Origin of the sequence: Aliiglaciecola sp. 3_MG-2023 (assembly GCF_030548205.1) — a bacterium.
In the GTDB taxonomy this organism is placed as follows: domain Bacteria; phylum Pseudomonadota; class Gammaproteobacteria; order Enterobacterales; family Alteromonadaceae; genus Aliiglaciecola.
Map to the genome: position 1 here is coordinate 104516 of NZ_JAUORV010000012.1, position 22408 is coordinate 126923.

The 22408-nt window shown below is 42.8% G+C and carries 17 protein-coding genes; 10 read left to right on the forward strand and 7 right to left on the reverse strand.

The window, feature by feature from the left end:
* The first annotated feature begins 99 nt into the window (after positions 1-99).
* Complete coding sequence (locus Q4574_RS14460; protein ID WP_303474856.1) at positions 100-1014, forward strand: transglutaminase family protein; 915 nt, start codon at positions 100-102, stop codon at positions 1012-1014.
* Positions 1015-1073: 59 nt separating this feature from the next.
* Here Q4574_RS14460 and Q4574_RS14465 read toward each other — a convergent pair whose 3' ends face one another.
* The 3 genes from Q4574_RS14465 to Q4574_RS14475 all read right to left on the reverse strand — a co-directional run bounded on the left by Q4574_RS14465 (position 1074) and on the right by Q4574_RS14475 (position 5137).
* Positions 1074-3017 (reverse strand): fibronectin type III domain-containing protein, encoded by a 1944-nt coding sequence (locus Q4574_RS14465; protein WP_303474857.1) that lies wholly within the window; start codon positions 3015-3017, stop codon positions 1074-1076.
* Between the two features lie 388 nt (positions 3018-3405).
* Complete coding sequence (locus tag Q4574_RS14470; protein ID WP_303474858.1) at positions 3406-4215, reverse strand: helix-turn-helix transcriptional regulator; 810 nt, start codon at positions 4213-4215, stop codon at positions 3406-3408.
* A gap of 16 nt (positions 4216-4231) precedes the next feature.
* Complete coding sequence (locus Q4574_RS14475) at positions 4232-5137, reverse strand: LysR substrate-binding domain-containing protein (RefSeq protein WP_303474859.1); 906 nt, start codon at positions 5135-5137, stop codon at positions 4232-4234.
* A 296-nt stretch (positions 5138-5433) separates the two neighbouring features.
* On the opposite strand from Q4574_RS14475, the gene Q4574_RS14480 reads away from it, so the two are divergent.
* The 9 genes from Q4574_RS14480 (at position 5434) to Q4574_RS14520 (ending at position 17324) form a co-directional block, all read left to right on the forward strand.
* On the forward strand, positions 5434-7872 hold the full coding sequence (locus Q4574_RS14480) for a TonB-dependent receptor (protein WP_303474860.1): 2439 nt from the start codon (positions 5434-5436) through the stop codon (positions 7870-7872).
* Between the two features lie 50 nt (positions 7873-7922).
* Entirely contained in the window at positions 7923-9530 is a 1608-nt protein-coding gene (locus Q4574_RS14485) for a tetratricopeptide repeat-containing sulfotransferase family protein (protein ID WP_303474861.1), read from the forward strand.
* Positions 9530-10387, forward strand: coding sequence for a sugar phosphate isomerase/epimerase (locus Q4574_RS14490; protein ID WP_303474862.1), 858 nt, complete (start codon positions 9530-9532; stop codon positions 10385-10387). Before Q4574_RS14485 ends, Q4574_RS14490 begins: the two co-directional genes overlap by 1 nt.
* A 93-nt stretch (positions 10388-10480) precedes the next feature.
* Complete coding sequence (locus tag Q4574_RS14495; protein ID WP_303474863.1) at positions 10481-12097, forward strand: 5-guanidino-2-oxopentanoate decarboxylase; 1617 nt, start codon at positions 10481-10483, stop codon at positions 12095-12097.
* Positions 12098-12108: 11 nt separating this feature from the next.
* Positions 12109-13083: a 2-hydroxyacid dehydrogenase gene (locus Q4574_RS14500; RefSeq protein WP_303474864.1), complete on the forward strand. Its 975-nt coding sequence runs from the start codon at positions 12109-12111 to the stop codon at positions 13081-13083.
* Positions 13084-13085: 2 nt separating this feature from the next.
* Positions 13086-14459: a YjiH family protein gene (locus tag Q4574_RS14505; RefSeq protein WP_303474865.1), complete on the forward strand. Its 1374-nt coding sequence runs from the start codon at positions 13086-13088 to the stop codon at positions 14457-14459.
* A 103-nt stretch (positions 14460-14562) separates the two neighbouring features.
* The gene (locus tag Q4574_RS14510) at positions 14563-15705 is read left to right on the forward strand and encodes an aromatic ring-hydroxylating dioxygenase subunit alpha (RefSeq protein ID WP_303474866.1); all 1143 of its coding nucleotides are present in this window, start codon (positions 14563-14565) and stop codon (positions 15703-15705) included.
* Between the two features lie 69 nt (positions 15706-15774).
* Positions 15775-16998, forward strand: a complete 1224-nt coding sequence (locus tag Q4574_RS14515; RefSeq protein WP_303474867.1) for an NAD(P)/FAD-dependent oxidoreductase — start codon at positions 15775-15777, stop codon at positions 16996-16998.
* Positions 16999-17000: 2 nt separating this feature from the next.
* Positions 17001-17324, forward strand: coding sequence for a 2Fe-2S iron-sulfur cluster-binding protein (locus tag Q4574_RS14520; RefSeq protein ID WP_303474868.1), 324 nt, complete (start codon positions 17001-17003; stop codon positions 17322-17324).
* A gap of 133 nt (positions 17325-17457) precedes the next feature.
* Here Q4574_RS14520 and Q4574_RS14525 read toward each other — a convergent pair whose 3' ends face one another.
* From Q4574_RS14525 to Q4574_RS14540, 4 genes are all read right to left on the reverse strand, one after another.
* On the reverse strand, positions 17458-18651 hold the full coding sequence (locus Q4574_RS14525; RefSeq protein ID WP_303474869.1) for a pyridoxal phosphate-dependent aminotransferase: 1194 nt from the start codon (positions 18649-18651) through the stop codon (positions 17458-17460).
* A gap of 74 nt (positions 18652-18725) precedes the next feature.
* Entirely contained in the window at positions 18726-20159 is a 1434-nt protein-coding gene (locus Q4574_RS14530) for an aldehyde dehydrogenase family protein (protein ID WP_303474870.1), read from the reverse strand.
* 22 nt (positions 20160-20181) lie between these two features.
* Positions 20182-21408: a Zn-dependent hydrolase gene (locus Q4574_RS14535; RefSeq protein WP_303474871.1), complete on the reverse strand. Its 1227-nt coding sequence runs from the start codon at positions 21406-21408 to the stop codon at positions 20182-20184.
* 10 nt (positions 21409-21418) lie between these two features.
* Positions 21419-22327, reverse strand: coding sequence for a dimethylarginine dimethylaminohydrolase family protein (locus tag Q4574_RS14540; protein ID WP_303474872.1), 909 nt, complete (start codon positions 22325-22327; stop codon positions 21419-21421).
* Positions 22328-22408: the final 81 nt, after the last annotated feature.

The window sequence follows — 22408 nt, forward strand, 5'->3', positions numbered from 1 at the left end:
CCCAACAGATTGTAGTTTGCATCATCTGCAAGTAGGGTATAACCTCAATTCTCGGCAGTGTTTGAGTAACACATACTAACTTTGGGACACGATAAACTTATGATACTGCGTATCGAGCACTTAACTCGTCATACATACTCAGGCCCAGTTAGTTTTTCAGGGCACAGTTTGTATCTTCACCCCGTTGAAGGCCATCAGAGGCGGGTTCATAGCTTTTCAATAGCAACAATACCGCCTGCACAACAAAGTTTTATCAGCGATGTTGAAGGCAATTCAGTGGTAAAATGCAACTTTGGTCTTACGGAGTCGGACATCTTAGAATTTAAGACGGTTATTCATGTAGAGATTAATGATGATAACCCTTACGATTTCTTACTTGAGCCATATGCCATTGAATACCCTTTTGATTATCGAGGCGACGATCTGAGATCCTTAACTCCATATCGCTTAGGTGAAGACCAAGTTGATGAAAATGAATCTCAGGTGCTTAGCTGGTTTCAACAAGCAGTTCCCTCCCCGGCAAAACACCCAGATATTGTGCAGTTTTTAACGGATATTAACCAAGCCATTGGTCGCGACATAAGTTACGTGCGCAGAGATGAAGAAGGTATCCAAAGTCCAAATCTCACACTAGCGTCACGTTCAGGCTCGTGTCGAGATATGGCGATGCTATTTATTTCAGCCGTTCGTCAATTGGGGTTAGCCGCCAGGTTTGTGAGCGGGTATTTGTTTGATCCCCCATCATCCGAGGAAGGCAATCATAGTTTCAATCGCGCAGTGGGTTCAATGCATGCTTGGGCCGAAGTTTATTTACCCGGTGCGGGCTGGAAAGGTTTTGATCCGACTAATGGCATTTTGGCAAACAGCTTTTTTATACCTACTGCTGTTAGCCATAACCCAGATGTTATCGCACCTATCCAAGGTCATTATTTTTCTAAGCACAGCACTGAAGCCGTTTTAGATATTCAATTGCATATTGAAGAAGTAAATATTGCCGACATAAAGCCAGTTTAATCCTCAAAAAAATCAGCTAATAACCTTAGCCGGCTATTAGCTGATAAACAACAACAGATTTATTCGATGGAAAACTCATCAAATAACTGAACATCAGAATTCAGATTAGTTGGGTCAAACACATAACTTTGCACAGTTCCCGTGCCGGTATCCAAAATAGAGAAGACCGATAAGGTATTGCTCGTTACAAATGGTAAATTTGGATAGTCTTCATTTTCCAAACTCATAGGACTAAACACGGTGGGGAAACTCATAACGCGATCTTGTGGGTCGCCATTGGGTGGATAATCTTCAATAGCCCAGCGAGGATTTGCTGAATTCACATCAGCCCAAAAATCCGCATAACTGGAACGTACATCTCTGGTATACACACCGCTACTATCCACATAATAAGCACCGTAGGAATTACCCACGTTCGAGCTTTCTAAATAGTGTAAATCTTCAACCTGAGCACGATTCCATAAGTGTGAGTGCCCGATGTGAACTAAATCAACACCATTTTCCAACAATAAAGGTTCAATATCATTTAACCAGACATCTTGATCAAGTGGGTATTGATAACGCACCTCACTGACATTTGCTAGCATGGGTTCAACGTCATTGGTCCAGGTATCCGCACTCAAAGGAAAGGTGAATTCAGTAATAGATTCATTCCCTTGGGTATCGGTTTCCACTAGTTGCATAACGGGTTGAGATAATACTGGAACGGTATTGTCACCTAAACCAAATACCCCTTGGTGGGCCATAACCACTTTGTATTTTGCATTTTTAAACGCATCCGTTTCCATAACTGATTCTAACCATGCATATTGGTCAGAATCTTTATCAAAGCGTTCAAATAAAAACTCACCAAAGCCCCATTGAGAAGGGTCTTCTAAGGTACTCAAACCCTCTACAAATTTCGATTTACTGGCACCAGACACACTCCAAGAGCGCCATATTCTTGATACATTCATGGAAATAATAAATACGTCACCAAATGCTGTAGCGTAGTATTCTTCACCGCCCTGGCCATCGTCAGGAAAAGAGAAAATATCTAAGAAGCTCGTTTGGTTGTGTGATTGATCAGCAATCCATTGGGCTTTAATGTCTGCATCATCCGTTGGGTTAACGTCGGCTTTAACTTGCTCGTAGGCGGCTTCTGCATACCATGCAGGTTGCGGATCATTGAAGCTACCATTGAGAGAATAATCATCTTCAGTAGGATTATATCGGCCCATAACTTCATGGTTACCTATGGTGCCAAACAACGGTGAATGTTGCAGAATTTCACCTCCATTGTATGGGAAGCCAGGTAGGTATTTTTGATAGTGGCCTTGCAGCGCAGGGAAGAAACCAGGCGCGTTATCTTTTGCTTGGTCAAACCATTCTGAAGCGCGGTCTGGTACATTTACAAAATCCCCGGCGAACAAAACCGCATCAGGTGTACCTACAGTTTCAACCACCTTTTGGTAGTTAGCTACAACGTTCTTTTTTGACTGCAAATCAGACGTTAATAGGATTTTTAACGGTGCATCTTTTGCTGGCGCTGGCGCTAATGTAAAAGTATCACTAGCAAATACAAAACCATCCTCATCTGTACTCGATACTGAATAGTCTAGTCGTACACCTTGGGTCAACCCTTCTGCAGTCGCTTCGTGGCGATAAACCGAACGATAGCCCACGGCATCATAGGTTTTACCAAACTGTTGAGAGGAAGCATCTTCCATCATGCGGCTTAACTGGGTAGTGGTCACATCAGAGGTAGTAGCGTCACCATAAGTCAAAGTGTGTGCAGAACCTTCAAAATTAGTGAACCACACTACATTGACTGAACTATCAGTTGGAACTTGTAGGAATGGGTCAGTTAACATGGTGTGCTCTGCATTCACCATTACAGGGACTTCTACAGGCACTTCAACTGGTACTTCAACCTCAATAATTTTGTCGTCATCACAGGCACTAAGACCCGCTACAAGACAAAGTAACCCTAGCGAACGTGAGTTCGAAAACGTTGTTTTCATTGTAATTATCCCTTCAGATATGAGTTATTTTTTATTTTACGCAAGGTAACCTCAGCCTAAACTGGAATTGGTATACTTGTTGAACATCATGACAAAACACGAAAAATCAGCACAAAACCCACAACGACGAGTGCGTTTTTAATTCACTATTTTTAATAGAAAGTTTGATTTAGCGTGTGACGTTTAGAATGTGCTTAAACAGCGCGGGGGAAAAACTAGCAGCGAAAAACGACAAATATATTACAAATACAAAGTGTGATAAAAACTTCATAAAACCGAAACATTGTATCCTGTTATTCACCTCATTCCTTATCAAAAAAGACTATACATCTAATTTAATTGAGTATTTTTAGCCTACAGTGAGAAAATAGAAGTATTGCTGAATACGTTACGAAAGACGGGTTAACTGGCCTAAAAAGTAGGAAAAAAGTTCCGAACTGGAACGCAATTTTAGTTTGGCGTATAGCTTTGCCCGATGCACACGTTCAGTACCAGGTGAAATATGTAAATTATCAGCGGCAGATTGTGACGAATGACCAGTTATCACTAATTTAGCAATTTGCCGCTCTCGAGCTGTCAACAGTTCAGGCTCAAAGTTGTTTAGTAAGTAGTTCACGCGAGTAGACACAACAGAAGACAAGGTCTGTCCCCCATGGGCGTGTTTAAGCTGAACTATCTCCCAATGCTTGCGAATGAATGCAATGATAACCCTATTGATCTGACTCAAACAATTAAACTCGTCCACCGAAAACTGGGGATTGGGTGAGTGGCGTCCAATACTGAACTGAATAAAACCACTATCGCCGCAGTTTACAAAAAAATACAATAAATCTTCGATACTACTGGGTTGGTAATATGCCATGTACATTTGCGAGCTTTTGAACCCCTTTGGCATCAATTCAGACCACAAATACGCACCATCAGAGGCATTATTCATAAATCCCTGATATGCCGGACTGGCCACATAAGCGCCGTCCAAAAAGCGGGCATAAAAGATCTCTTGTTCATGTTCCAGTAAATCTGAAAATAGCAACTCTGGTGGTTTGTCTTTGTTGTAACAAATAGCCGAGCTACTATCGAACTCTGTGGTCGTTTTAAGGAGATTTACCAAAGAGGCAAAAAACGCCTTTGACCCCAAAGCGTCAATAAGGTTGATTTGGTCTGAAGAACTAAACACATTGTTAGGAGTGCTGTGCATATGGGGGTCCGAAGATTTACATGTCATCTTTGTGGGTTAATAACCATTTTCTAAATTGACGAATGGCGTAATCTTCCTGCCTTTCTTCATCATAAAGTATATGAAACCGTTGTTTGGGGGTGTAAGTTTCCTCACATGCAATGATCAGGTCACCATTTAAAATATCATCTTTGACTAGATATTCAGGCAATATAGAAACCCCAATATTATTTTTTACTGCTTGTAATAAATAGATGAAATAATCAAAATGCTGTCCGCCTATCATTGATATTTCTTTTTCTGTCATACCCGCTTCAAGGAACCATTCATCGGTGGTTGAAATTGCACTACTTTGATGAATAAAATCAAAGTTAGCCACTTCTCCCATGGTCTTGACCGATTTGCGTCCGCGCAGATATTTAGGGGTACACACGGCCAAATAAGTGTCGTGACGCAGCGGTTCTGCATAATAATGAGGCCAATCACCACTTCCCCAAAGTATGGCAAAATCACAGCGGCGAGTATTGCGGGTCACGGATTCATAATCAGTGCCTAAATCAATTTCGATCTCAGGATAATTAATGTAAAACTCGTTTAACTTGGGCATTAACCAAGCAATAGCAAACGTGGGCTCTGTAACCACTTTCAATTTAACTGTCTTGGTGTAGTCCGTATTGGAACATATTTTCTGAGTAATAGAGTCTAGGCTGTTTAATATCTTATGGACCTCTTCAGCATATTGTTCACCCACAGGGGTTAGTGCTAGCTGGTTATCTTGTCGATAAAATAATTGCCTGCCAATTAAGCTCTCGAGATTCTTAACTTGCCGGCTAACTGCACTTTGGGTCAAGTGCAATGCTTCCCCTGCGTAGGTCATATTTAGATGGTAAGCAACTGCATCAAAACACTGCAAGGAAATAATGCTGGGAAGTTTTCCTCTCACTTAAAATACCTTTACTTTAACGATTGATTACCGCGTGAATGAAAGTATCACGCCCGAAGCGTTGCATTTCACCATACAAGCCGTTGCTTGTGAAATACCTTTTGACCTAAATAAATCGCCAAAGACGCTATATTTTCAGTTAACTTATTGTTTTATAAACCATTCCAAAATGGAATACCGCCAGTCGTTTTCATTGTTTGCGGGCAAAAATGCCACGCTATAGTATTTCTAGCAGCTAAGCGAACTGTATAAAGTGTACTTAATAATTATAAGACTTAATTCTAGGGAGAATTGTGATGTTTAATCCAAATAAGTTGAGAGTTGCGATTTGTTGCGCCTGCCTTGGCTCATCAACATTTAGTTATGCGCAAACAGAGGCTACTACCCAAGATAAAAAGCCGAAAGCAAATGCTATTGAAAAAATATCAGTAACAGCAACACGCCGTGAAACCACAATTCAAGAAGTGCCATACAGCATTTCAGCTTACGGTGGTGAAGCGCTAGAAAATGCCGGAGTGACTGACTTTTCTGCCATAGCTCGCTCTATACCGGGTCTAACTCTTACCGACGTAGGCCGGGGCAAAAATGGTATTTCCTCTGGAATCGTCATGCGGGGGTTAAACCTAACCGGTGGTGCTCAAGAAGATTTCGCGATGACCACAGACCCTGTGGTTTCAGTTTACTTAGGAGAAACGCCGCTTTTTGCTAACCTAGAATTGCGGGATATGAATCGTGTAGAAGTGCTTAAAGGTCCGCAGTCAACCTTGTATGGTTCAGGATCATTGGGCGGCACAATGCGCTATATTCCCAACAAACCTGAATTCGATAAAGTTTCAGGTAAAGTTCAGGCAAAAGTATCTAGTACCGATGGCGCTGGTGATTTGAACCACGACCTAGAATTTACGTTAAACGTGCCACTTAGCGACACCTTTGCAGTTCGTGGTGTAGTAACCACCCTTAAAAATGGCGGTTACATCGACAGTGATTACATTGCTGGATTAGATGAAAATAAACAACCAACCGGTGAATATCAAACAGCTGAAGATATTAATGACGAAGATGTCTCTATGGCCCGTATTTCTGCTCGTTGGTTACCCACCGATGAAACCGAAATATTGCTAACCCATAATTACCAAAAAGATGAAGTACAAGGTTCTTCTGCAACATCTGAAGGTTTAGGCGGTTATAAAACGGCGGCTAAGATATTAGAGCAATTTGAGCGTGAAACCAGCATCACATCACTTGTGATAGAGCATGAGCTAGGCTTCGCCGACTTAACCTCTGCCACCTCATTCACCAGTAATGAAGCAGAAAACATGTATGACCAAAGTTACAACTATGGTCATTCAACTTGGTGGGGCCCCTACTACGTTTCTTACTACGGCTACACTGGCGGAACAGCGCCAGCGTCAGAAATTATCGTTGGTGAAAAAACCTACAAAACCGATACCATCACCCAAGAGTTTCGTTTAACTGGCTCAACCGATGCAAACACTGATTGGCTTTTAGGAGTTTACTACAACTCTGTGGATTTTGAAGCTGAAGCCTACGACTATGTTTATGGTTTAGATGAAGCCTTCAATATCACCAATCCCGTTGGAACAGATGTAGGTTATGGCAATCTTCAAGAAACCGAATTTGAAGACTACGCTATATTTGGTGAAGTAACATATTACCCTACAGATCAAATCAGTGTCACAGCAGGTTTGCGTTATTTTGAACAAAGCTTTTATGCCAAACAAGAAGTATTGCTGCCAGCCTGCGAAGAGTTCTGGAATACGACTTTAGGTTTCTTTACCTGTGGTGATGTTGAAAACTCAGGCATTGATCCGCGCGGCTACGCTGCCGGTGAAGATGAAAAAGATTTCAGCGATTTGCTCTATCGATTTAATGTCGCTTATGACGTCAACTTTGATACTAAGGTTTATTTAAACATCTCCCAAGGCTTCCGCCATGGTGGTGCTAATGGTTTACCCACTACCGGTATTTTTGCCGAAGGTGAAGAATATTTATTCTTTGAGCCAGATAAATCAACTAACTATGAAGTTGGTGTAAAAGGCAGCTTATTAGACGGCGACCTTTACTATAGCGCAACCGCTTACTACATTGATTGGGAAGATCCGATCATGCTTGTGCAATCACCAAATGGTGGTTTCCCAGCAATGATTAACGCCCAAAGTGCAGAGTCCAAAGGCGTTGAGATTGAGCTAAATGCAAACTTATCCGATAACCTAAAACTGAACTTCGGGTACACCTATACCAAAGCTGAGTTAACCGAAGAGTTCACTACACCAGATGGTAATTTTGGCGCAGCTGACGGCGAGACATTGCCCGGTATTCCTGAGTCAACTATTGTCAGTTCACTACTTTACACACAAGAAGTTGGTGAAGGTGTTATGACAGCCCAAATTGGTGTTTCATACAAAGACGAATTTGTTACTGGTTACGCTCAGCCTTCGATTTTTTACGAAACATCTTATGACGAAATTCCTGCATCCACACTATGGAATGCCAGTGTCAGATACGATGTAGAGCAATGGTCGTTCTCTGTGTTTGCTGACAACTTATTTAATGCCGATGATCCAACTGCATCTGACGGCGACGGTAAATACATCATTGATGCCGCTGCAGGTGAAGTTAAAGCCGGTGAACAATATGATATTAGTCAACTAGGCGACCAATTATATCGTGTTCGTCCACGCACTGTCGGCGCAACTGTTAGTTATAAGTTCTGATAAAATATGCTTTTGTTTCATAAGCTTCGTCTTATAAGAGAGTAAATATTTTGAATCAGTTTAACGCCAACTACCATTCGCTGATTCAGGCAAGCTTGGCCGCTAACGATCTCGATAAAGCGGCCAAACTTTGCACTGAAGGATTGAGCAAAGCACCCAATAATGCACAGTTATGGGTGGACTTGTCAGAGATAAGTATGCGTCTCGGACAAGCCAAAATGACCATCAATAGCGCCTTAAAAGCGATTAATTGTGAGCCCAACAATATATGGAACATTTTCCATCTTGCGGGCTGTTATTTGCACTTTCAGGCTTTTCCTCCCGCCGTCAAAGCGCTGGATAAAGCCGCGTTGTTGTTAAACGATGATTGCACTGCACAACAGTGGGATAAATTGGGTGAATTGCGTTATATGGCTAATCAACTTGATTTAGCCATCATTGCCCATTCTAGGGCGTTAAAAATTGAATCAGACAGCAAACGCAGTCGCAACCAATTGGCCGCGTTGCTGCGTTTCAAGGGGGATCTGAGTGAGTCCGAAGCGCTCTATCGGGAAGTGATTGCACTGCAGCCGGATAATTACCAGGCCTGTTACAACCTATCGCAACTGCGTCGCTTTAAATCATCAGACAACATCACTGCCCTGCTAGAGGACTGTAAGCAACGTTTAACCCCTGAGCATAAAGGTCATATTATGCTGGAGTATGCAGCCGGCAAAGTGTTTGAAGACGTTGGAGATTACCAACAAGCTTTCATTCACTACAATCAAGGTGCTGAGATAAAACGCAAGCAAAGACCTTACGATATTGCCCAAGATCAAGCACTCATGAAAACCGTGGTTGCATTGTCGGAAACGTTACAAACCCGTGATGCCAATCCAACGCAAAATGCAGCACAAACGCCTATTTTTGTGGTTGGCCTGCCAAGAACCGGCACCACGTTGGTCGAACGTATTATTGCCAGTCACTCCAAAGTGGTCAGTGGCGGCGAACTAAACGCCTTCCCAATGGCCTTGCTTGAAGCAGGCGGTAAACCCATAGCAGCAGGACTGGAAGGACTTGATCAAGATCTTATCCAGAAATTAACTCCTGGTGCATTAACCAATATGGCTTCCCGCTATCTGCACTTAGCCAATAACTACGTCAATAATGCGTCGTATTTCGTTGATAAATTACCTTTCAATTTTTTGTACTGTGGATTGATTCTGCAAGCAATTCCCAACGCAAAAATTGTACATGTTAAACGTAACCCTTTTGATGCTGCATTGAGCAACTTCAAAATGTTATTCGACCGTGGTTATGAATACTCTTACAGCCTAACGGATACAGCCGATTTCATTGCTGCTTATAACCACATGATGACGCAATGGAAGTCACAGTTTCCGACACAAATTCATACCATTGAATATGAGTCTCTCGTAAGCTCACAAGAACAAGAAACTGAGAAGTTACTTGCTTTTTGTGGATTGGATTGGGAGTCAGAATGTCTCAATTTCCATCAAAATAATAGCGCTAGCCAAACGGCCAGTGCCAGTCAAGTACGCGAACCTATTTACAGCCGTTCCGTCAATCTATGGCGTCATTTTCAACCGCAACTTACTCCGCTTCTAGACGCCTTCGCGAAACACGGCATTAAGCCAACATCAACCGAGGAACAATAATGGTAAAACTAGATGTTTTCCAATCAATGTGGGCAATGGAATATAAACGCCCTGATGGTTTTGAACTTTCCCTACAGGAAAAAATCCAAAAAATTTCTGACGCTGGCTTCAAAGGCGTAAGTTTTGATATTGGCTATCATCCACTCGACATGATCGAAACAGCCATGCCATTATTGCAAGCCCATGGACTGGAATTGGTGTATAACGCCTTTGTTAAAAGTGTTGAGCATTATGCGGAAATAATCGAATTTGTATCCAAACAACCCATCAAACCACGATTCATTGCCATTGTTGGACAAATTGAACCTTGGGATGTAAAAGAAGTTGCTGACGTAACTAAACAGTGGATTGCAATTGGTGAAAAGGCAGGAATCACCTCACACGTAGAAATACACCGCAACTGCATGACCAACGATTTACACTTTACCCTGCAATTGATGAAACAAGTTCCTGAACTGCTAATGGTCGCTGATTTATCACATACGTTAGTGAATCAAGAGTACTATTTACCCTTACATGATGAAGCCAATCAACGCATCTCTGAGTTTCTCACTCGCGCTGAAGCGTTCCACGGTCGGGTTGCCACACGGGAACAAATTCAGGTGCCTTTTTTGTTTCCACAACATAAACCTTGGTTTGAGTTGTTTCAACAATGGTGGTTAGAAGGGTTTGAAAATTGGATTGCCCGGCACGGCAAACAAAGTGACGATGCTTGCGTATTTTTATGTGAACTCGGACCGCCAGTTTATGCGATTACCGGCGAAGACGGCAGCGAGTTAAGTGATCGCTGGCAAGAAGCACTGGTCATGAAAGAAACAGTTGAACAGTTGTGGCAACAGGCATGCAACAAAATTTAATACTTTAAAGCGTTATACTCCTACTCGTGTCGACTTTGAAAGACCAATTGGGCGTGATAACGAAACCCAAAGAAACATAGGTAAGCTATTTATATGCAACAACAAACTTGTGGTGAAGCACTTACTCGATTATTACAGGCATATGCTGTCGATACCATTTTCGGCATCCCAGGTGTACATACCATCGAACTTTATCGCGGCTTAAAAGGCGCCACGCTTCAACATATTACCCCTCGACATGAACAAGGTGCAGGTTTTATGGCCGATGGTTATGCCAGAGTCACTGGAAAACCAGGGGTGTGCTTTATTATTACCGGTCCGGGCATGACGAATATTGTTACAGCCATGGGACAAGCATTACAGGATTCTATCCCAATGCTGGTAATATCTTCTGTGAGTCGCACCCAACAATTATCCATGGGTGAAGGTCGACTGCATGAGTTACCTAATCAGTTAGCTATCACTTCACAAGTATCCCGATATAGCCATACCCTTTTAAGTGTAGATAACTTGCCTAAAGTGTTAGCTCAAGCCTTTGCTGTATTTAACAGTCAACGTCCAGGTCCAGTGCATATCGAGATCCCCATTGATGTACTAGCCCAAGATGCTAGTCACCTCGACATGCAACCTTGGCCAATGCCGCAACCTCCTGCTCCACAGATAAGTAGTATTCAACAAGCAGCAAAACTATTAAACGAAGCAAAGCGTCCGGTGATGATTTTAGGCGGTGGGGCTAAAAATGTAGACTCAGTGGCACAAACCTTAGCTGAAAAACTCAATATGCCAGTTATTAACACCTGTAACGGCAAAGGAATTATCCCCCCAGAACATCCCTTATCTATCGGCTCAACGCCTTCTCACCCAGCAATCCGTGAAGAGTTCGAAAGACAGGCAGATGTGGTTTTAGCGGTAGGGACTGAGCTGGCTGAAACCGATTATGATTTTTTCTTTTTGGGTGATCTGGATATTAAAGGCAAGCTTATTCGGATTGACATCGATAGTGCGCAATTAATGCGTAATCACAAACCTGACTTACCCATTCTCTCTGATGCCCAACAAGCGTTATCTGCCATAAGTGAACAATTAGTGAATAACAGTTCGCAAAATGTGGAGGCGGTTCACACTCGCTGTGACAAATTGCGTACCGATACTCAAGACATGAAAAAATCGATTTATACCGACTTTTTCAAAACCATCACCGACACCTTGGGTGATTGTATTATTGTTGGTGACTCCACTCAGCCAGCTTATTACGCACAAGCATATTATGAGACCAATCATACCGCGCGCTATTTTCACTCTACCACAGGTTATGGCACCTTAGGTTACGCCTTTCCAGCGGCTATTGGCGCTGCCATTGGAGCTCCAAAAAATCCAGTCATTGGTTTAACCGGTGACGGTGGTGGTCAATTTAGCTTGAACGAAATTATCAGTGCCGTGGATGCCAATATTGCGGTTATCTATATTGTTTGGAATAACCAAGGCCATGGTGAAATTCGTCGTTTTATGGATGACGCTAAAGTTGAGAAAAATGGTGTGGATATCATTCCCCCAAATTACGTAGCGCTGGCGCAAGCCATGGGTTGTCAAGCCGGACACGCTAATGACTTAGTACAGCTAAAAACACTGTTAGAACAGGCGAAATCGATTAACGCGCCATTTTTAATTGAATTAGATGAAGCTGGACTTGACTGCGGCTACGCATTTTAGAGGATTTAGATATGAATGTTTTCCTTACTCGACCATTGTTTGACACAGCGTTGCTAAAAGCGCGTTTAGCCCAAAACGGCATAAGCTTACAAACCACAGAATCAGACCAGATTTGCTCTGAGTCATTGCTGCTTGAGCAAACCAAGCAAGCCGATGCATTGATCACCCATACCGAAGACAATATTGATGCAAACCTAATCGCAAAATTACCTTCGAGTATTAAGTTAATTTCAAACTATGGTATTGGTTTTTCAAATATTGATGTGGAAGCGGCTACCCAAAAAGGCATTCAAGTCACCAATACTCCTACCGAAGAAGCGTTTCATGCAACAGCTGAAGCAACCGTCGCCTTATTGGTGTCCATAGCCCGTCAAATCCCAGCTCTAAATGCTGAAAGACGGGCAATGAAAACCGATCCTGAGCCCTCTTTCCAACGCCCTACGGCAGTGTCTATCCGCAACAAAGTTACAGGTGTTGTTGGGTTAGGACGAATTGGCTCTCGTGTTGCCCAAATGATGCACTATGGCTTCAAAAACACCATTATTTATTACGATCTTTATGAAAATAAAGCAATGGAAAAAGACATCAATGCCCGCAAGGTAGCCTTAGAAGAGCTGATGAAAACCGCCGATTTTATTTGCGTTAATATGCCGCTTTCAGAGCAAACTTACGATTTGGTTAGCCCTGATATGCTTGCGTTGATGAAACCTGATGCGGTACTGATTAACACCGCTAGAGCGGGACTAGTCAACGAAGATGCTCTAATTGACAGGGTCAATAAAGGGTTGTTACACGGTGCAGGTTTGGATGTATACACCGACAAAGTCAACACTATTACGGCACAAAATGTTGCCTTAACTTCCCACTTTGCAAATTTCGAAAAAGAAGCCTACACCGCAATGACCAATTTGGTCGCAGACAATATCATTGGCTATTTAACCAATGATAAACCGGTAACCCCGGTGAACTCACCGTTAAGAGAATAATAATGATAAAAAATCAAACGACTCTGCAACGAGAAAATAGTTATTCCCCTCTAGTCTGGATAAAGTTATTAGGCTGTTCGCTGTTCGGCGTAGGTTTTTTCCTAGTCCCCTTTGTATATGACGGTTCTTGGACCATAAGCCTGGGAGTGGTCTCAAATCTTTTTTCAGGTTTGATTGGTGAAAACATGAAGTATTTCACCTGTAGTATTTTTATCCTTGGTGCACTTATTTCAATTATTTACAATTTGCCCCCGCGCTCCTTTGCTGAAAAACTGCCTTTAAGTGAGAAATTTATAGCGTCACACTGGTTTTGGACGTTATTAGCGGTCATCGGTGGGGTTACGTCGGCAATGACATTATTCCAATTTGGGCCCGAATGGGTGTTTGCCAAAGAAACCGGTGTAACTGCTTATATTGATGTTGCAGGTGCTATTTTTCTGTTGATTGGTTTGGGGTGTTTATTTCTTCCTTTTCTCACCGACTATGGCCTGTTGGATTTCATTGGTACATTATTGCAAAAGGGGTTTCAAAAGTTTTTCAACTTACCAGGTAGAGCCACCATCGACACCCTAGCCTCTTGGGTCGGTTCATCCAGTATTGCCGTGGTTATGACGAACTACCAATATATGCAAGGTTATTACAGTGCCAGAGAGTCGGCGGTAATTGCCACTAATTTCTCGGTCGTCTCCATTCCCTTTGTATTGCTAACCGCGCAAGTTGCGGGTATTGAAAGCCACTTTCTACAACTCTATGCCACTATGATTTTCATTTGTGTTTTGTGTGCCATTGTTACCCCTAAACTGCCCCCTCTATCGTCGTTTAAAGATGAGTATTACGGTGGTAACGGTAAACAACTCAATGAAGACGTCAATCATGGTGAAAGTCGTTTCCTTTGGGCATCTCACCGTGCCTTGGCGACGGCCAAGAAAGCGCCCTCACCTGGCAAATCAATTAAGAAAGGTTTCTGGTCAATGCTGGACATTTATTTGATGATGATGCCAGCGGCCATGACCATAGAGTTTTTAACCTTATCGGTTTATTACAATACAGGCATCTTACAAACCCTTAGTTACCCTTTTTATCTACTATTGGAAGCGCTACAAATACCGGAAGCCGAGATGGCCGCACCAGGTATTTTCATTGGGTTACTCGATCAATTTGTTCCAACCATTATTGCCGGTGATATCGAGTCGCCTATCACCAAGTTTATATTGGCCGGCTTATCCATTACCCAACTGATATTCTTTGCAGAAACAGCAATACTAATTATGCGTTCAGCCATCCCTTTAACCATTATGCAGCTCATAGCGATATTTATTGTGCGCACGATCATTGCGTTTCCTATATTGGTTTGTGTTGCGCATATGCTGTTTTAGGTTAATTGGGTTCACGTACATAACATTCTTCGTATGTTATGTACGACCAAGCTGTGATTAGATCAGCAATAGAAAAACGAGTTTTAATCATTTGGAGTGAAACATGAGCGACATAACACAAATAACAAGCGAGCATATCAGTGCCCATGGACTTCCGGCTTCCGTATTTAAGGACAGCACTACCTATGATATGGAATGTGACAAATTATTTGCCCAAGGCTGGGCGAGCATAGGTTGTGCTCAACAGATAAGCAAACCAGGTGATATCCTACCTATTCGCATTGCAGGACAGTCATTGATTGCGATGCGTAATAAAAATGGCGAAATAGGCGTATTCCATAACGTTTGTCGTCATAAAGCGGCCCCCTTGGTAGATGAACCATGTAATAAACGCAGTTTAGTTTGCCCCTATCATAAATGGACATTTAAAATTGACGGCAACTTGCTGAGTGCGCCCCGCTACTTCGGAAGTGAAAACAAAGTAATGTCTGAGGAAGATAAAGCTGACAAAAGCCTGATCAGTGTTCGCTTTGCCGTATGGTGGGACATTATTTTTGTCAATATTGATGGCAAGGCAGAACCATTTGAAGACTTTATTCGACCTTTAGATGAACAATTGTCTAACTATCCTAAAGACGATATCCATTTAACCAGCAGCACTGATTATTCTGGTGAGGTCAACTGGAAACTTGCTGTAGACAATTTCCTCGACGGCTACCATGTGCCATTCGTCCACTCCCAGGCATGTACCTTAGATTCAGTTCTTGATCAACAAGATCTATTTTTATCTGACAATATCGTGGGCTTACATTTAGCCAATGGTGCCAGTGCTAAACCGGCTAAAACAGCAAAACAGTTACCCCACTTCAACGGGCTAGCAGAGGACAAACGCGGTACTCAACAATGGTTTGGCATTTTCCCTAACACCTTGTTTTTTGTAGACCCATGCTGGGTACAGACCATCGTCATTAAACCCATGGGTGCAACTCAAACAGCTGAAACCTTAAATATATATGTGGTAAATGAAGAAGCCGCGAGTGAAGAGTATGCAGCCGAGCGTGAAACCCTCAATGCGGTTTTAAATGAAGTCAATCAGCAAGATATTGAACTGCTCGATAAACTGCAGGTCACCCGTAGCAATGACATTGCCAATCAAGGCCACCTCAACGCTGCTTGGGATCAGGTGAATATGACCTTCCATCAAATGTGGCTGAAAAAAATGACAGCACAAGCAAATGATGAATAGACAACCCGTGATGAATATGAAATCTATACTTTATCCAATTTTGGCTTCAATTGTGGAGTGTCGCACCTTATGAGTTGTATTATTATCGGCGCTAGTCATGCGGGAGTAAATGCCGCAATTAACCTGCGTAATCTGGGATATCAGGGCAAAATCACCTTAATCAGCGCAGATAAGGTGTTGCCTTATCAGCGCCCACCGTTATCAAAAGCCTTTTTGCAAAATACCTTGCCGGAACAACGCTTATGGCTGCGCCCGGAAGCATTTTATCAACAAAAAGAGATTGATTTAATGTTGGGTAAACGGGTGATCTCTATTGACCGTGAGCAGCAAACCGTTGAATTAGATGACGGGCAATGCCTAACGTACGATAAACTCATTTTAGCCACGGGCGCGTCAATACGACGCTTATCAATACCTGGAAGCGATCTCATAGGCGTGCATTATATGCGCGATTGTGAAGATACTATGGGCTTGCGAGATGCATTGCCAGACGCGAAAAATGTGGTAGTCGTGGGCGGTGGCTATATTGGTTTAGAAGTGGCTGCATCACTTCAAAAGCTAGGAAAAAATGTCACCTTACTTCTTAACCAAGAACGTCCGTTAAAGCACCTAACCAGCGCTGTAGTAAGTGATTATCTCAGCGAGTTGCATAAGGCAAATGGTGTCAATATTCAACCCAATGCGGCAGCTCAGGCAATCATCGGAGATGAAAAGGTGACGGCCGTAGAGGCCAGTAATGGTGAATGTTATCCCGCCGATATCGTTGTCGCGGGAATTGGCGTAAACCCAGAACAAGCGTTGGCACAACAATGCGGTTTAGCAATTGATAACGGTATTCAGGTTAATCAATATATGCAAAGCTCAGATGAGAATATCTATGCTATTGGCGATTGCGTTAGCTTCTTTCATCCAATTTATAACCAGCAAATGCGTATTGAATCGGTGCAAAATGCCACAGATCAAGCTAAAACCGCAGCACTGGCTATATGTGATAAATTAACACCTTATACCGCAACCCCGTGGTTTTGGTCTGATCAATATGATGCCAAGCTACAAATTGCTGGTTTGTCTAACGGTTACGATGAATTTGTAGTGCGTAAAGAATCAGAAAATAGTCTCGCTGTGTTTTATTTTTCTAAACAACGATTAATTGCAATTGATGCGATTAATCAACCTAAATCCTTTATGATCACTCGAAAGTATCTGCATCAGCTGCCCGCCGTTGATAAGAACAAACTAGCAGATAATGACCAGGATCTTAATACCCTATTTACTGAATTAGTTGGAGTTTGAGCATGCCAAATATTACTTTTATTTTACCCGATGAAAATCAACTTACGGTTGCTGCAAGCGATGGCGAAAGCTTAATGCAAGCCGCTGTAGATAATGGCATTGAAGAAATAACTGCCGACTGTGGGGGCTGTTGTTCTTGTGCAACCTGTCACTGTTACATTGACGATGCCTGGAAAGATAAACTCGAACCGGCCGATGAAATGGAAACGGCACTGTTAGACAGCGCAATTGAAAACAAACAAGCAAATAGTCGTTTGTCATGTCAGATATTTTTAACCTCAGATCTAGACGGTTTAGTGGTGAAAATTCCTGAAAGCGATTGGTAAGCAATCACTAGAATGCTGATAAACGCCGTATAAAGTTAACATCCTAGTTAACTCGTCCAAAACCAAAAAAAGCGGAATCTTTTCAAAGATTCCGCTCTTTTTATGTTCTCTTCAAGATATGTTCAACAGAGATTTAACTGCATTCCGCTAAACTAAACTGCTGCATAAAACTGTCTATCCGATTACAGGCATCTTCCAGTTGCTTATCGTCTACAACATAAGAAATACGAATAAAATCAGATGCACATTGACCAAACGCTGCGGCTGGCAATACACCAATTTTTTGCTGCTCAAATAACGCTTCGGCAAATTCCTGAGAACTCAGCCCAGTTTGACTCACATTCACCAGTAAAAACATAGAAGCCTGCGGTGTGATACAACTCAATTTAGGATGTTGCTGAAAGCATTTTAATAAGCGATCTCGACGTCGTAAATAACTTAAACGCATACTTTCTGAGTCAGCCAATGCGTCTGTGTCGGTCAATGCTGTATACGCCGCTTGTTGAATAAAACCGGGTAATCCATACAACATGCACAATGACAGATTACTTAAATGTCCAATCAATTCAGTGGGACCAATCGCCCAACCTACCCGCCAGCCTGTCATAGCATGAGATTTAGATAAACTATTGAGGGTGATAGTGCGCTCTGCCATATTCTCTAAACCAGCAATACTGACGTGTTCACCTTCAAAAATAGTATGGCTATATACCTCATCAGAGACCACCCATAAATCATGTTTGATCGCCAAATCTGCAATCAACTGCAATTCCTGCTTATTCAGCATAACCCCAGTAGGGTTATTCGGAGTTGCAAAAAATATCGCTTTGGTTTTGTCGGTAATTGCCTGCTCTAATGCCTCAACGTCTAGACAAAAATTATTTTCTTTATCCATCGCCACAGGTATCAGTTTAGCGCCCGTTAACTGAATACAAGCTTCGTATGTTACGTACATCGGCTGTAACACAATCGCTTCATCCCCCGGCTCTAAAATGCACATTGAACTGGCAAACAAGGCATTTTGTGCCCCAGCCAGCAAAATAACATTATCCTTAGTCACCTGTTGAGCGCATTTTATCTGATGTTGCTCGGCAATTTTACTGCGTAGATTGTCACGCCCTTCTATTTCAACGTAATGTGTATCTCCGCTACGCAACCCCTCAATGGCAGTGTCTATAACCGTGGTTGGCGTATCGAATTCAGGATCACCAATACTTAAAATAATCACGCTAGGATCGCGTTCTTTCAATGATGTTGCTTTAAAATGAATATCCCAAGCATCCACGGTTTCGCCTTGAATGGCTTGAGTTAATGGCGCATAACGCATGTTCAATATTCCTAAATTTTAGGTAGATGATAAACTTAATTGATGAATAATCTGTACAGCATTAAGCATCACTTTCACGACGCATCTGCATCGATCAACAATGCTTTGGTTTCGGTATACTCTTTTAAGCCTTCAAGGCCCCACTCACGGCCATTACCTGATTGTTTATAACCACCAAATGGACTGTCGGTATTAAAATAAGCACCTTGTAAATAGCATTGACCAGCACGTAATTTACTGGCAACTTTAATCGCCTCAGCGCGATTTTCGGCATAAACCGCTGATGACAAACCAAAGGGCGTATCATTAGCCAACTCAATGGCATGGGCAATGTCTTGGTAAGGGATAATGCACAAAACAGGTCCGAAGATTTCTTCCTGGGCAATGGTCATGTCATTGCTAACATTGGAAAAAATAGTAGGTGCAACATATGCGCCCTTGCTGAATTCTTCGGGCACTTGTGTGCCGCCACAGAGTAACTTCGCGCCTTCTGCTATGCCTGTGTTGATATAGCTTAAAACTCGCTGCTGTTGCAGTTGAGAACTCAGTGGACCCAAGTTGGTTTCAGCCAACATAGGATCACCAATCTGCCATTCTGCAGCAACGGTTTTGGCAATGCTCTCCACTTCGGCTAATTTCTCTGCAGGCACTAACATGCGAGTTAGGGCACAACATGTTTGCCCAGAATTAAGCATCACATCTTCTACACCGTAGCGTACAGCTGCGTCTAAATCGGCATCAGGGGTGATAATATAGGGGGATTTTCCGCCCAACTCCTGACAGACTCGTTTTACTGTCGGCGCGGCTGCCTGAGCAACCTTAATCCCAGCTAAGGTAGAGCCGGTAAACGACACCATGTCCACCAGCGCATGACTGCATAAGCTCTCACCAATTTCACTGCCGACGCCGGTTAATAAATTAAATACACCAGCAGGTAAACTAGTACCATCAATAATCTCGGCAAGGATCAAATCTTGTAATGGGGTTTGCTCGGCAGGCTTAACCACTATGCTACATCCAGCAGCTAGCGCTGGACCCAGTTTGCCAACCAATTGTGACAAGGGGTAATTCCAAGGATTAATTAACACACACACGCCGACGGCTTCTGACACCACAATATGATTGGTATGTTCTTGTTGTTTATCCATTTCTGCAGCCATTGGCGCGAAACTGCGCAAGGCATCAATGGCTCCTTGCACTTGTAGGTCGGCAGCAACTGAAATAGGACATCCCATTGAAGCAACAATTGCCTGGGTTAAGTCATCTTTACGTGACTGCATGCCGTCAGCAATTTCATTGATAATAGCAGCTCGAGTTGATGATGGATTTTCAGACCAAGCTGCAAATGCTTTTTTTGCTGCACCAACGGCAAGCTCGACGTCCTGTAAATTTGCGGATGGCACCCTTGCACAGATTTCACCATTGGCAGGATTGACCACATCTAAGTGCCCATTGCCGGCACTGTTAACCCAGCGTCCATCAATATAGAGTTGTTGGTAATTTTTCATTTGCTACCTTTTGCCATACTCGCTAGCTGGCCAATTTTAATACTGCGCCTAGCAAAACCTGACAGCCTGCTGTGATGTCTTCCGGCGTGGCATTTTCAGCTTCATTGTGACTAATACCATCTTCACAGGGTATAAAAATCATCGACGTCGGAGCCACTTTAGAGATGTAAACAGAATCATGGCCCGCCCCTGAAAACATTTCTTCATAGGCAAATCCGGTTTCTTCAACAGACTCACGAACCGCATTAATACAGTCTTGATTAAAAACCACAGCGGGTGAATCCCACTCATCTAAGATGTTGAAATCAACACCACATTCAGCGCTAATTTGTGCTGAAATTTGCCTAAATTGCGCATCCATTTTGACTAACACGTCTTGCTCAGGGTGGCGTAAATCTACCGTTAAGGTTAAGGTTTCAGGTACCGTATTTCGCGAACCCGGGCTTACATTTATGTCACCAAAAGTGGCTCTTGCAAGTGGACCATGTTGCTCGGCTAAAACATAAAGCTGACTAACAATAGCCGCCATCGCTTTGACAGGATCTTTACGCTGCTCCATGGGTGTAGGGCCTGCATGTACAGGTTGCCCTTGGATAACTAAGTCATACCAGCGCATGCCCTGCACACCTTTCACTACACCGATAGGTTTACCGATCGACTCTAGAATGGGTCCTTGTTCAATATGTAATTCAAAGGCAGCTTTGATGGGAAAAGGTGCACAAGGTGACTCACCTAAGTAACCAATGCGTTGCAACTCTTGCTCAATGGTTAGGCCGTTTTTGTCAGTGCGCTGCAATCCATAATCTAAATCAAACTCACCGCACCACACGCCAGAACCTATCATTGCAGGTGAAAAGCGTGCGCCTTCTTCGTTAGTCCAAACCGCGACTTCAACTGGGTGTAACGTTTCTATTTGGTTGTCTTCTAAGGTGCGCAGTACTTCTAAACCGCCAAGTACGCCATACACACCATCAAATTTTCCACCAGTAGGTTGCGTATCTAAATGACTTCCCATTAACACCGGTGGCAAACTGTTATCTGTGCCTTTTCTGCGCAAAAAAAGATTGCCCATTTGATCAACTCTTAGCTCACAGCCAATTTCTTTGCACCATTTAACAAATAAATCTCGACCGGTTTTGTCATCATCGGTTAACGCCTGACGATTACAGCCACCTTTATTGGTCGCACCGATTTCAGCCATCGTCATCAGACTTGACCATAATCTTTCGCCATTAATTTTCAAAGTCACTATTGCTCTCCTATGCGTCTTTACGACTTAGCGGCTGACACATGCAGTGTACACCGCCTCCGCCAGAGGTAAACATCGACATATCAGGGGCATATACCTCTAGGCCGTGCGCTTTGGCTTTATCTACAAGCTCGGTACTGGCTTCGGGGATCAAGACGCGATCTTTACCCAATGCAACCACGTTTACCCCAAGCTCCAACACTGAACGATAAGAAATGTCGAGGATCTCAATGTCTCTGGCTTTTAACCAGTGCAACAATTCATCTTCAACCGCTTGGGTACAAACCGCGGCTAATTTATCGGTTAGCATTGCAAATTTCACATCTAGATGTAAGAAGTATGGGTCAAATTGGTAAGATTTAAACTCCCAACCTTCCTTTTCTACCCAGCTACGAACCTGATTAATACCTGCTTCACTAGTACGTTCGCCCGTGTAGCCGCACAGTACAACACCAGGCTCTAGTACCATGAAGTCGCCGCCTTCAAAAGAACCAGCTGTAACAGCATCATAAATTGGAATATTGTTCTTTTGATAAAACTGCGAAACGCCTACCCACTCGCCTCTTCTCCAAGGACTATACATTTGGGTAATAATTGGCCCCCATGGCGTGAGTACAGAAGAATCACGGGCATAAATTTGATAGGGTAAGTTTTCATCAGCTTCAAGTATATGAGTCTTAACACCACAATGTTGATACACATCCAACATTTCTTTGTATTGCTGCTGTGCTACTTGTTTATTAAATTCCCGTCCTAACCGAATGGAACGACGAGCCATAGCATTACCACTTTTCCAGTCGTAATGATCCATGGGGCCAATCAAAACCTCTTGTAACTCCCCATATTCGGAGTCCATACTCCAATGTTCTAGTCGAGAAGTACCGCCTTGCGAATTGCGACGAAAATAATTAGCTGTCATGTGTAAAATCACCCTATCAGAATACTTAGATTTAGTTTATGGTTATATTTTAATTACTCAAGCAATGTTTTTTCACCATAC